This is a genomic window from Runella sp. CRIBMP (assembly GCF_009905605.1).
In the GTDB taxonomy this organism is placed as follows: domain Bacteria; phylum Bacteroidota; class Bacteroidia; order Cytophagales; family Spirosomataceae; genus Runella.
This window is the reverse complement of record NZ_JAAAKZ010000001.1, coordinates 675776-688962: the sequence shown is the minus strand read 5'-3', so window position 1 is coordinate 688962 and position 13187 is coordinate 675776. Positions and strand designations below refer to the sequence as shown.

Sequence of the window (13187 nt, the reverse complement as noted above, 5' to 3'; positions counted from 1 at the left end):
ACTTGTCACTCCTTGACTCTTATAACAAGTGAGCCTTTTTTCATTCATTTTGACTAATTCCCCCTCATTGCTTCAACATTAAAGCCTAAACCTGCGAACGCTTATGCAAAGATCATCGGAAGAACGCCGCGATTTTTTAAAACTAACGGGAACCATGGGCCTTGGCCTGCTCTCTGCGGGCATTACACAAGCCTGCGCCACGGCCAAACCAGTCTCCTCTTTGAATCATATTCAACAACAAACACTCATACCTTACACGCAGAAATTTAACATGAGTGGCTACGGTGCGCCCAAAATCGAGACCGTCAGGATTGGATACATTGGCATGGGCAATCGCGGTTCTGGGGCGCTCAACCGCATCGTGTACCTCGAAAATGTGGAGGTGAAAGCCCTTTGTGATATCCGGCCCGAAAAAGCACAAGAAGCCAAAAAGAAACTGGAAAATACGCCCCACAATCCAACGCTCTATTCGGGAGGCGAAAACGAATGGAAAAAACTTTGCGAGCGCAATGATATTGACTTGGTCTACATTTGTACCCCCTGGAACCTCCACGCGCCCATGGCCCTCTACGCCATGGAGCAAGGCAAACATGTAGCCGTAGAAATCCCCGCCGCTACTACGATGGAAGACTGTTGGAAACTCGTCGAAACCTCCGAGCGCACACGCAAACACTGCATGATGCTCGAAAATTGCTGTTATGATTTCTTCGAATTACTCACCCTCAACATGGCGCGTCAGGGGTTTTTCGGGGAAGTGGTACACGTAGAAGGCGCTTACATTCACGATATTTACGATTCGTTTTTTGATAAAAGCAAACGCTACGACCTTTGGCGGCTGAAAGAAAATCAACGCAACGGCAACCTGTACCCGACGCACGGATTAGGGCCTATTTGTCAGATTTTGAACATCAATCGCGGCGATAAAATGGACTACTTAGTCTCGATGGCGAGCAATGATTTTATGTTGGCTCCGAGGGCCCACGCATTGGCCGCAACCGATGCTGATTTCAAGCAATTTGCCAACGCGTCGTTTCGTGGCAACATGAACACGACCACGATTCGCACCCAAAAAGGCAAAACCATCATGGTTCAGCACGACGTAACCTCCCCGCGACCGTATTCACGCATTCATTTGGTCAGTGGTACTAAAGGCACGGCGCTAAAATATCCCCTGCCCGGTAAGATTTCAACGGGACACGACTGGATTTCGGAAGAAGAATACAAAAAACTGGAAGAAAAATATCAGCCCGAAATCATCAAACGCATCGGTGAACTGGCCAAGAAAGTGGGCGGCCACGGCGGCATGGATTTTTTGATGGACTGGCGTCTGATTGACTGCCTCCGCAATGGCCTGCCGCTCGACCAAGACGTATATGACGCCGCTTCGTGGAGCGCCATTGCACCGCTGAGCGAGTGGTCGGTGGCTAACCGCTCCGCCTCCATCGACGTGCCTGATTTCACGGGCGGTTCATGGAAAAATAACGCACCCGTCGATATCTCCATGACCAAAGGCGGTAATACCAGAATCAAAGAACGTTCACTCTAACTCACCTCAATCCGTATATCTGTTTTTCTTTATTTTATGAACATCCATATTTCTAAAAACCCCACTGATTTAGGCGAGATTTCTGGGCAAAAAGCGGCCGAGTTAATTCGCAGCGCCATTGCCGAAAAAGGCTTCGCCAACGTTATTTTAGCCACGGGGGCGAGTCAATTCGGAACGTTACAAACACTGATTGCCAATAAAGACATTGATTGGAGCAAGGTCACGATGTTTCACCTTGACGAATACATCGGTCTGCCACTTTCCCACCCCGCGAGTTTCCGTAAATACCTCAAAGAGCGTTTCTTGGAACAGGTGCCGCCGCTGAAAGCAAGCTATTTGATTGACGGCGAAGTCAATCCCGAAGAAGAATGTGCACGATTGGGCGCGTTGATTCAACAATTCCCCATCGACGTCGCACTGGTCGGCATCGGCGAAAACGGCCACTTAGCCTTCAACGACCCTCCGGCTGATTTTGACACCGAAAATCCGTACATCGTGGTAAACTTGGACGACCTCTGCCGCCGTCAGCAAATGAATGAAGGGTGGTTCCCGACTTTGGAAGATGTACCCAAACAAGCCATCAGTATGTCGGTAAAACAAATCATGAAAACCGCGCACCTCATTTGCTCCGTACCCGATTTACGAAAAGCGCAGGCCGTCAAAGATTGTTTGGAACATGAAGTAAGCAACCTCTATCCTGCGAGCATTTTACAAAAACACCCCAATTGCAGTTTGTATTTGGATGAACTTTCGGCGAGTTTGCTTTCACAATAAAGGCAGTTAAATGGTTGTTGGTGGAAAAGCACCCACAACCACCAAAACAATCTCAATTCAGTTTATCACTTACCGAACAATCGTTCACATAATCAATTGGCAGCCAAATGGCCATGGCCCCTTTGGTTGCCAATTGATTATGTGAAACTTTCCCCTTTCAGCCTTGAATCCTAACAAAGCAGGATGGATGTTGGAAAATCAAGCAAAAAAATTGAGCAGCTACTCCTATCTAGCTTCCTTTTATTAAAAAGGCGATTATCTCAGGGGTTGATTCATCACCCCCATTTCCAGATTCGTATTCTACTAAGCAGTAAACATTATAAAACGGGGCTTTTCCGGGTTCGGCTATTTGATAAGCGACAACTTCTTTTTCCTTGTTTTCGAGTATCCACGTATCTTTATTTTCTATCCTGCCAAGCTTAACAGAATATTCCAATCCGCTCTCCAACAATTCTGAAATCAGTATCCATACTGGTTCATTTTCCATACTAAAATTAAAATCTGTTCAACTACGATTCTGTTTTTATATGCTACATAGGCGGGGGTTATGCGACAATTCCACCATTACAGCTTTTTTGTAGACATGAACAGGCACGTTGTAACCGCGTCAAGCAGAAACAGTTGTGAAATTTCACCTCTAACGTTGAGTCCTGACAATCAAAAATCTGGCAGGTTTTTTTACAATAATAAACGAAAGGCAGGACTGCGCAAACAAAAAGAAGCACAATCTGTTGATAATTTATTAATCGTTCATTTTGGGATATACATTAGTTGCATTATAAAATAAAAATTGACAGCAGCTTACTCCCAATTAAACGGAGAAATGCGCAATCAAACGCTATTTTGCACGATGTATAGGCTAAAACTAAGTGACGGTTTTAGAATTTCAAGTTTTTTTGTCTTGCTGCTCTGCTCAGAAAAATTCTTTTGCACTCAATCTGCATGACTTTCAGTATCTTTGCGTCAACCTATTGTAGAATTACTAAATACGTTCGCCAATCAGTTGGTTTCTGAATTATAATTTTTACTGAATCAGTAATTATAATTCAAACTTTTTCGTTTTTAATATAGGGCGGTTTCCTGAATAGGCTTAGACTTAATAACTCTTCTTCTTCTCTTGATTTTTCGCTTCGTACATTTAGCCTATCTAACCTTTAATTTTAATGAAACTTAAAGAAAACGTAAAATTTGTTGCCCAAGAAAAAAGTCAATTTTTCCCAACCCTAAAAAAAAGAGTAGACGCCTATTTTAAGGAAAACAATATCCCAAAACATGCCAACCGAACGATGATTGTCAAAACGGTCGTTTTGTTGAGCGCCTACATTCTTCCTTTTATCTGTATTCTCGCTTTTCAGCCCTCGCTAGCCGCAAGCATACCGCTCTGGATTATCATGGGATTTGGCATATCGGGCATTGGAATGAGTATCATGCACGATGCCAATCACGGCGCCTATTCAGACCGTACTGCGGTCAACAAATGGCTGGGTTATTCAATCTATTTGGCGGGAGCCGGCGTTCTGAATTGGAAATTACAACACAACGTACTTCACCACACGTACACCAATATTGTACCGATGGACGAAGACATTCGCGACCGGGGTATTGTCAAACTTTCTCCCCACGCCGAAATCAAAGGAGTACATCGCTTTCAGTGGATTTATGCGTTTTTTTTCTACGGAATTCTCACCTTGTATTGGGTACTTTTGAAAGATTTTATTCAATTCGTTTCGTATATCCGCAATGGCGTCAATAAGCAGACCAAAGCACAAAATGCCCTGACGCTCCTCAATTTGATTGTGGTTAAATCGACCTATCTCGCCATTTTTTTGGTGCTACCAGTGGTGGTTTTCTCGATTCCTTTTTCAGAAGTTATCATTGGTTTTCTGGTCATGCACTTCACCGCTGGACTAGTGTTGACGGTTATTTTCCAATTGGCGCATACCGTAGAAGGAACATCCCACCCTGTGATTCCCGAAACGGGCATTGTGACCAAAGATTGGGCCATTCACCAGTTGGAAACAACGGTCAATTTCTCGCCGCGCAACAAGTGGCTGTCGTGGTACGTAGGCGGTTTGAATTTCCAGATTGAGCATCATCTTTTCCCCAAAATCTGTCACGTCCATTATCCCAATATTGCGCCCATCGTCAAACAAACAGCCGAAGATTTTGGGCTGGTTTACATGGAAAATCCTACGTTTTGGAGCGCACTACAATCGCACGTAGATACGCTGAAACGCTTTGGCGGTTTGCCAGACCTCAACGAGGCGATTGGCTAAAAAATACACTCTTTGTTTATCCAATCCCCAGCGTATTGTTGGGGATTTTTTTATTTTCTACAAAACCAGGCTGTTAACAGGAATGAAAAATGATTTTTTTGGATAAAAGATAGGTTGGTAAAGGATAGTTTTACCGAGGTTTCACGGTTATTTGCACCCTACTACACATCCTAATACCCCTTAAACTACTATGATTCAGAAGCTTTACCTCCAATTATTGTTCGTTTTTTTCTCTCTTTACGTATCCGCCCAAAGCGATTTAAAAGCTACCTACCTGCGTTCTGAATACAAAATAAACCCCGTCACCGACGTGGCTCATCCGCGTTTGAGTTGGGAATTGACCTCGGCGGTCAATAGTCAATACCAAACGGGCTATCAAATTCTGGTGGCGTCTTCCATTACCCTACTGGAGGAAGGAAAAGCAGATTTGTGGGACACAAAAAAAGTCACGGGCAACACTACTTCGCAAATCGAATACGCAGGAAGACCCCTTCAATCACGGCAGATATGCTTTTGGAAAGTTCGCAGTTGGGACAAGAAAAACCAACCAGGACCATGGAGCGCTCCGGCTACTTGGGAAATGGGTTTATTGCAAAAAAACGACTGGAAAGCCGACTTCATTGGTCTCAATCTGAATCATTTAGGAAAAGGTAAAGAGTACCATTTGCCACCTGCCCCCTATCTAAGAAAAGACGTCGAAATAAAAGGTATTGTAAAAAAAGCAAGGTTGTACGTGACAGCACTAGGTTTGTATGAATTTCAAATCAATGGCAAGAAAATCGGTAGAGATTATCTCACTCCCGGCTGGACCGACTACAACAAACGCCTTTATTATCAAACCTTTGACATAAGTAAAGAACTGCGACCTGGCAAAAACACGTTGGGTTCTATCATTTCTTACGGTTGGTATGCTGGGTATTTGGGCTATGCTTTGTTGGTTAGAAATCCCGTCGTGAAAAACTTTTACGGCGATGTGCCTGCCCTGAAAGCCCAGTTGGAAATTGAATACACCAACGGTCAAAAAGAAATAATTGCGACTGATAATACGTGGAAAGCCAACTACGGCCCCATTATAGAATCTGATATTCTGAACGGAGAAGTCTACGACGCAACCAAAGAGCTAATGGGCTGGAATCAACCCAATTATAATGAGGCGAATTGGAAAAAAGTGACTACCATTTCGGATAAAACCGAGCGCCAACTCCAAGTTTACCCAGGCGACCCCGTACAAGAAGTGGCCAGACTAACGCCCAAAAATAGTAAACAAATGGGCAAAAATGCCTATTTGATTGACATGGGGCAAAACTTTGCGGGGCTGATTCGCATCCGATTCAAAGCCGCCAAAGGCGATTCTATCCTTTTTAGGTTCGGTGAAATGCTTTATCCTGATGGTAAACTCATGACCGAAAACCTGCGCAAAGCGCGGGGCACCGACCTGTATATCGCCAAAGGTGACCCCAACGGCGAAATCTACGAACCGCGCTTTACCTACCACGGTTTTCAGTACGTGCAAATCGAAGGCTTGAAGTACGCGCCAGGAATGCAGGACATTCTGGGGATTGTACTGTCGTCGGCCACGCCCAAAGCGGGGACGTTTGAAACCGACAACGCTTTTGTCAACCAACTGTATCACAACATCATCTGGACACAACAGTCTAATTATCTGGAAGTTCCGACCGACTGTCCGCAGCGCGACGAGCGCTTGGGCTGGACAGGTGACGCTCAAGCCTACGTCAAAAGTGCCACGCTCAACAACGACATTGCGGCCTTTGGCACCAAATGGGTGGTGGATTTGAACGATGCTCAACTCGCCAACGGCGCCTATCCCGTCTACGCCCCAGCTCCTTCGGTGCGCGTCACAGACACGTACTCACCGGGATGGATGGAAGCGGGTATCATTTATCCGTATCAAATTTTCAGGTCGTACGGAGATACCAAAATCATCAAAGCACACTGGACCGAAATGAAGAAATTCATGCAGTTTTTGGAAACAAAAAGCAAAAGTGAATACGTGTTTAAGGAAACTGCGTTTGCCGAAGTTGACCCCAAAGGCGGCTTTGGCGATTGGCTGAGCGTGGGCAAAAAAACACCGCCCGATATGCTAGCCACGATGTATTATGCGTATTCGGCCAGCTTGATGCAAGAAATGGCTTCCGCCATCGGCGATGAAAAAGAGGCCGCTCATTTTAAAGAAGTATTCGCCAAAGTCAAAGCGGCTTTTTTGAAACATTACACCAACGCCGAAGGCAAATTTATCTGCAACGCCGCCGCCTACGGCAATGGGAAAGGCTACGTTGACGGAGAAATGGGCTTTGAAGGCCACACTCAAACGGCCTACGCCAACGCCATTTTCATGAATCTTTTAGACAGCACGCATACCCTAAAAGCCGCCAAATGGCTGAATGAATTGGTAGTCAATAATGGCAATAAACTAACAACGGGCTTTTTGGGCGTTCGGCCCATGCTGCCAGCACTTTCGGCTACCGGAAACAGTGAAACAGCCTATAAATTATTGTTCCAAAAAGAATACCCGTCGTGGGGTTTTGAGATTGCCAACGGGGCCAATACAATTTGGGAACGCTGGAACAGTTTCACGCGTGAAGGCGGTTTTCCTGCGGGCATGAACTCCTTCAATCACTACGCCTTTGGGTCGATTTGCGAATGGATGTTTGAAAACATGGCGGGCATCAAAGAGACCTCGCCCGGTTTCAAAAACTTCCTTATTCAACCCGAAGTTATGGCCCCCAATATCAATTCATTAAGGGCTACACACCGTTCCATCAACGGCACCATCGTTTCGGCTTGGCAAAAAAAGGGCGATATGATTACCCTAACCATCGAAGTTCCCGTCAACACCACGGCTACGATTTGTCTACCGCCAACCCCAACAAATAACATTATTTTTAATGGCAAAGCCCTTGCCGCCACGGCCGTAAAGTCCAAGTTGGTAGGTCGTCGGGAGTTAAATACAGTTACGGTGGGCTCGGGAAAATACGTTCTCACTTATAAAAAATCGGCTTTGTCGGGATTTTAATCAAGAGGCTGTCTCAAAAGTTCGAGACAGCCTCTTTTTATTCGGTAAGGGGATGGATAAAGTTTTCATTTAAGCAATTCTCAAAGCGTTCATTTTGCTTTTGAGACAGCCTCTTCAGAATCCTGATGCACACTTCAGAATCCTGACGCACATTTATCTTTTTCATTAAAGCGCCTTTGATTGAATGAAGGCGCTTTTTTGGTTAAAAAAGCGCCGGTTTCAACAAAAACATAAAATTATTTAAAGAATTTTTAAAATCATTTAGGGATTTTGGTTAGCTAATTGACTATACAAGTACGACCGTATTTTGAGATGAAGCACCGCAACCTAACAGATGAGCAATTGGTAGATTTTCTAAAAAGTGGCGACCAATCTGCTTTTGAAGAAATCTATAACCGCTATTGGTACAAGCTATTGGGCATTGCATACCACGAAACGGGAACCCGTGAAGAAGCCGAAGAATTGGTGCAAGACCTGTTTGAGCGGATTTGGCATAAGCGCCAAGAGAGCATCATCCGACATTTGAGTGCTTATTTGGTGGTATCGATCAAGTATCTAGCTACCAACTACGTAAAGTCTCAGATTACGCAGCGAAAATTTCAGGAGTATTTGATTTTCAACGAAATACGCCAATCCTACGTCACCGATGAAAGCGTTCAATTTGCCGATTTGTCGAAAGCCGTAGAAGAAGCAATGAAGAAATTACCCGAAAAAAGTGTCGCGATATTCAAGATGAGCCGATTTGAGAATCAATCCGTCAAAGCCATTGCTCAGCAATTAAATCTGTCGGAAAAAGCCGTGGAATACCACATCACCAAATCGCTCAAAGTCTTGAAAGAGCAGTTAAAAGCCTATTATTCTGACAATTAATATCCTCCCATTTCTTCACAATCGACTAACCAATGAACCAATACGAATTTAATCAATTACTGGAAAAATACCTCGCGGGCGAGTGCAGCCCCGACGAAGAAAGGCTGGTACATGAATGGCAGGAAAATACGCTCAAAACCAATACGTTAATTCTGAGCGAACCCGAACAGATAAGTGTCAAAAAACGCCTTTGGCAGCGCATCACAGAAGCCGTTTTTGAGGAAACAGCAATACGCCCTTTCTACAAAGCACAATGGTTTCAATGGGCGGCGGCCGCTTCAGTGGCCCTCGTTTTGGGCGGGGCATGGTTTCTTTATCAGCCAACTAAATTTAACAAAAACCCTATCACTCACACCCTCCAAACTCCTCACGGTATTGAGGTTAAAAATACGGCTGCCAACCCGCGCCAAATCCAATTGGAAGACGGTAGTGTGGTGATTTTGAAAGCCAACAGCAGCGTGACCTATCCAGAGCATTTTGGCAAGCAAAGTCGGAGTGTATTTTTAAAAGGAGAAGCTTTTTTCAACGTTAAACGTGACCCAACCAAGCCATTTGTCGTTCATGCCGGCGAGCTAGTGACGGAGGTTTTAGGCACCAGTTTTACGGTTAAATCGTACGAAGATGCCCAATCCATTGAAGTATTGGTGGCCACGGGACGCGTATCGGTCTACGAAAACTCTGCCAAACCGACCCAACAACGTAACGGTCTCATTTTGACACCCAATCAGAAAATCATCTTTGACAAAGTTTCTCGAAAACTAACCCCGAGCATTGTTGAAAAACCCGTTGTGATTCAGCCTCCGACGCATCCCACCACCTTTATTTTTGACGAAACCCCGTTGCCCCACGTGCTTAAAAAACTGGAAAATGCCTATGGACTTCAGATTATCGTGGAAAACCAGATGCTGAGCCAGTGCGTGTTTACGGCCGATTTGAACGAACTGCCCCTCCGTACGCAGCTTGATTTGATTTGCAAATCGGTCAATGCCTCTTATGAGCAACGCGGCACCAGCATTTTTATTAATGGGGAGGGGTGTAAGTAAATTAGGAGTGAGTAAAAAAAAGCCAACAATGTTGCGAGCATTGTCGGCTTGGAGTGACCCGCAGCCGAATTGGCGTTCGGTTGGCAATGATTCATGCGTGCATGAAACGTGGCCTTGCGGGGGAGTTTTTGCCCTTTTCAAACCAAAAACATGTTAAAATTATGCAAAAAAATGTACGAACCAAAGCGTTCTTACTCAAAGCGATGAGAATGACGGTTACCCAATTTCTGCTACTGGTCGCTTTTTGCGGATTAGCCAGTGCCCGCGACACAAAAGCCCAAGAAGTGCTCAACACATCCGTTTCGCTCAAAATCGAAGCGGTCGAAATCAAGCGGGTTTTTAATGCGATTGAAAAACAGGCAAATATCAAGTTTGTCTACAGTCCCAATGCCATCCGATCCGACCAAAAAGTGTCATTGAGTATGACCAATAAGCTTTCTGAAGTATTGAGAGAGCTGCTTACACCCCTCAATATTTCGTACGAAGTGGTCGGAACGCGCATTTTGTTACGCAAAAAACTGCCCGAAAAATCAGCCTCCATCGACGAAATATCGGTCCCCATCCCAAACGCAATTGAGCCTCAAGAACAGGTCATCAAAGGCAAAGTAACCGACGCTGAAAAAAACGAAGGGCTACCGGGCGTGAGTATTTTGTTAAAAGGAACCCAAAAAGGAACATCAACCAACGCCAACGGAGAGTTTTCGCTCGCCGTACCTGACAATAACGCCGTATTGGTATTCAGTTTTGTAGGCTACGAGCCGCAGGAAATAGTCGTGGGAAGCCGTACCCAGATTAATATCAGCCTCAAAACTGACACCAAGGCATTGGGCGAGGTAGTGGTAGTCGGCTATGGCACTCAACGCGCCAAAGATGTGACGGGCTCGGTAGCAACTATTAATCAAACTACCATTAAAGACCTGCCCGTTTCGAGCATTGACCAAAAAATGATTGGACAGGTAGCAGGGGTTCAAATACAGCAACTATCTGGCGCGCCTGGTGGAGGTACTTCCGTAAGAATCCGTGGTAGCGGTTCACTTGGTGCGGGAAATGAACCGTTGTACGTGGTTGATGGAATGCCTTATGCGGCAGGATTGAATCAAAATTTTAATCCTCTCCTACTGATTAACCCCAATGACATTGAGTCAATCTCCATCTTGAAAGATGCTTCTTCTACGGCCATTTACGGCTCACGCGGGGCCAACGGGGTGATTATGATTACGACCAAAAAAGGCCAATACAATCGCCTTCAAGTAAATGTATCTTCCATGCGAGGGGTACAGCAAGTTCCCCAAAAAGGCAGACCTAACTTGATGAATCAGCAGGAATTTGCTGATTTGCAACGCAATAAAATTGACATTGCCGTTCGGCGCGCTGAAAATAGGGCCGCTACCATCAATGACTACCCCGTTGAATATCAAAACCCAAGTTCACTGGTAGGTGACGGCACCGATTGGTATGATTTACTGCTGCAAGCGGCCCCCATTCAAGACCATACCGTGAGTATTCAAAAAGGTACACAGGATTCTCGCATGAATTTCAGTATGGGGTATTATAAACAAGAGGGTGTTTTGCGCTACACAGGCGTAGAGCGGTACAGTGCCAATCTTGGAATTGAGTCCAATTTGAGCAAGCAGGTTACCGTGGGAGTATCGCTCCAACCTACGCTTATCAACCAAAATCGGACCAACACCAATTCAAATCGTGAAGACGTGATTGGGGTAGCCAACTGGGCAAACCCAGTCATGAGCCCTTACGATGCCAACGGGCAGCTTATCCCCTATATTCGCTCGCCACAGAGCAAATACCACTCGGCGTGGAGCTTTGCCAATCCGCTTTTTGTGTTGCGAGAAACTACCCAATTACAGCAACAGTTTCAGAACCTTGGTTCGGCCTATTTGGAATGGGAGATTACGCCCGATTTAAGAGCAAAATCGTCGCTCAATACCATTTGGGCAACTTCCAAATTCAACCAGTTCACGCCAAGTACCGTGGGTGCGTCCAATATCCCACCCGTAGCTGGAACGGGACGGTCGAGCAATTCGAGGGGCGACAGCTTCAACTGGCTGCTCGAAAATACGCTTACTTATAACAAAACGATTCAGAAACATCGGCTGAACGCCCTGTTGGGTTATACTACACAGAAAGATCGCTCCAATGCTATCAATCTCAACGCCAGCCCCTACCCTAACGACCTGATTCAGACCATCAACGCGGCACAGGCCATCGGCACTTGGGGAGAAAGTCAACAGGAGTGGAGCATTATTTCCTACCTCGGACGACTCAATTATTCTTTCGACGATAAATATTTACTGACGGCCACCTTCCGTTCTGATGGTTCTTCCCGTTTTGGCGCAAAAAACAGGTACGCTACTTTCCCTTCTATCGCCGCCGCTTGGCGTATTTCCGAAGAAGATTTTTTGAAAGACAATAAAGTACTAAACAACCTCAAGGTAAGGGCCAGTTATGGCAGAAGCGGCAATAACAACATTGGGAATTATTCGCACTTAGCCGCCATCAACCCAGGCGCGTATGTCTTCGGAAACACCCAAGTTTCGGCGTCTTTCGTGGGGTTGTCCAATCCTTTTTTGACGTGGGAAGAATCCCAACAGATTGACATAGGAGTGGATGCCGAATTTTTCAACAACCGCCTTTCTTTAATTGTAGATTTTTACAATAAAAAGAGCAAAAACATGCTCCTCAACGACGTCATCCCCGCCATTACGGGTTTCAATTCACAAATCGTTAACAAAGGAAACGTGCGAAACCGAGGCGTTGAAATTTCACTCGGAGGAACACCCCTAGCGGGACCGTTTAATTGGGACTTTAATTTGAATGTCGCATTTAATCGTAACAAAGTACTTTCTCTAAATGAAAACGGGGATCGGATTTTATCAGGAAACAACGACAACAATCCCACCCACATTACGGTGGTAGGAAAGCCCATCGGTCAATTCTTCGGGTTTATTGCCGACGGCGTTTATACCGCCGAAGACATCGCAAATCCCAATATCGTCAAAACCGCACAGGTCTATGAGGGGAATTCTAAATACAAGGATATCAACGGCGACGGTGTTATCAACGACTTTTTGGATTATACCATGCTCGGCAACCCTCATCCTGACTTTATCTTTGGTTTCTCTAATAACTTCTCTTACAAAAGATTTACCTTGGGAGTCATCATGAACGGCCAAAAGGGAGGCCAAGTAATGAACGGATTGCGGCAGTCAACCGACAATTTACAGGGTTTCTTCAACGTAAATAAAGAGTTTGTAAACCGGTGGAGAAGTGCCGAGAACCCCGGCGACGGAATGCTTTACGGCGTGCCTAAATTAACGCCAAGCTGGGGGCACCGCGTCAACAGCCGCTGGGTAGAAGATGCTTCTTTCCTTCGGGTTTCCAATCTCTCCCTTGGGTATTCACTTCCCGAAAGCTTGGTCAAAAAAACGGGTTTTGTCAACAGTTGCCGTTTTTATTTTACGGTACAAAACTTGGCCATGTTTACCAACTACACAGGCGCTAATCCCGAAGCACAGTCAAGAGACATTAACAATACACTCTCACCGGGCTTTGATATATCATCTTATCCACTTGCGCGAACTACTTCAGTGGGCCTGAATTTATCCTTCTAAAAAACGACTTTCAAC

The 13187-nt window shown here is 45.3% G+C and carries 8 protein-coding genes; 7 read left to right on the top strand and 1 reads right to left on the bottom strand.

The window, feature by feature from the left end:
• Positions 1-103: 103 nt before the first annotated feature.
• A complete protein-coding gene (locus GVN20_RS02895; protein ID WP_166556877.1) occupies positions 104-1546 on the top strand; it encodes a Gfo/Idh/MocA family protein in 1443 nt (480 codons plus the stop codon).
• Positions 1547-1582: 36 nt separating this feature from the next.
• The gene (locus tag GVN20_RS02890) at positions 1583-2320 is read left to right on the top strand and encodes a glucosamine-6-phosphate deaminase (protein ID WP_166556876.1); all 738 of its coding nucleotides are present in this window, start codon (positions 1583-1585) and stop codon (positions 2318-2320) included.
• Positions 2321-2549: 229 nt separating this feature from the next.
• On the opposite strand, the gene GVN20_RS02885 is transcribed toward GVN20_RS02890, so the two are convergent.
• Positions 2550-2807: a hypothetical protein gene (locus GVN20_RS02885; protein WP_166556875.1), complete on the bottom strand. Its 258-nt coding sequence runs from the start codon at positions 2805-2807 to the stop codon at positions 2550-2552.
• A gap of 676 nt (positions 2808-3483) precedes the next feature.
• On the opposite strand from GVN20_RS02885, the gene GVN20_RS02880 reads away from it, so the two are divergent.
• The 5 genes from GVN20_RS02880 (at position 3484) to GVN20_RS02860 (ending at position 13172) form a co-directional block, all read left to right on the top strand.
• Complete coding sequence (locus GVN20_RS02880; RefSeq protein ID WP_166556874.1) at positions 3484-4596, top strand: acyl-CoA desaturase; 1113 nt, start codon at positions 3484-3486, stop codon at positions 4594-4596.
• A gap of 190 nt (positions 4597-4786) precedes the next feature.
• A complete protein-coding gene (locus GVN20_RS02875; RefSeq protein ID WP_166556873.1) occupies positions 4787-7630 on the top strand; it encodes an alpha-L-rhamnosidase in 2844 nt (947 codons plus the stop codon).
• Positions 7631-7942: 312 nt separating this feature from the next.
• Entirely contained in the window at positions 7943-8500 is a 558-nt protein-coding gene (locus GVN20_RS02870; RefSeq protein WP_166556872.1) for an RNA polymerase sigma factor, read from the top strand.
• A gap of 32 nt (positions 8501-8532) precedes the next feature.
• On the top strand, positions 8533-9543 hold the full coding sequence (locus tag GVN20_RS02865; RefSeq protein ID WP_166556871.1) for a FecR family protein: 1011 nt from the start codon (positions 8533-8535) through the stop codon (positions 9541-9543).
• A gap of 161 nt (positions 9544-9704) precedes the next feature.
• Positions 9705-13172: a TonB-dependent receptor gene (locus GVN20_RS02860; protein ID WP_166556870.1), complete on the top strand. Its 3468-nt coding sequence runs from the start codon at positions 9705-9707 to the stop codon at positions 13170-13172.
• Positions 13173-13187: the final 15 nt, after the last annotated feature.

What these genes read in the sequence shown, in the direction of transcription:
- GVN20_RS02895 (WP_166556877.1), top strand. Translation starts at nt 104, where the DNA reads ATGCAAAGATCATCGGAAGAACGCCGCGATTTTTTAAAACTAACGGGA.
- GVN20_RS02890 (WP_166556876.1), top strand. Translation starts at nt 1,583, where the DNA reads ATGAACATCCATATTTCTAAAAACCCCACTGATTTAGGCGAGATTTCT.
- GVN20_RS02885 (WP_166556875.1), bottom strand. Translation starts at nt 2,807, where the DNA reads ATGGAAAATGAACCAGTATGGATACTGATTTCAGAATTGTTGGAGAGC.
- GVN20_RS02880 (WP_166556874.1), top strand. Translation starts at nt 3,484, where the DNA reads ATGAAACTTAAAGAAAACGTAAAATTTGTTGCCCAAGAAAAAAGTCAA.
- GVN20_RS02875 (WP_166556873.1), top strand. Translation starts at nt 4,787, where the DNA reads ATGATTCAGAAGCTTTACCTCCAATTATTGTTCGTTTTTTTCTCTCTT.
- GVN20_RS02870 (WP_166556872.1), top strand. Translation starts at nt 7,943, where the DNA reads ATGAAGCACCGCAACCTAACAGATGAGCAATTGGTAGATTTTCTAAAA.
- GVN20_RS02865 (WP_166556871.1), top strand. Translation starts at nt 8,533, where the DNA reads ATGAACCAATACGAATTTAATCAATTACTGGAAAAATACCTCGCGGGC.
- GVN20_RS02860 (WP_166556870.1), top strand. Translation starts at nt 9,705, where the DNA reads ATGCAAAAAAATGTACGAACCAAAGCGTTCTTACTCAAAGCGATGAGA.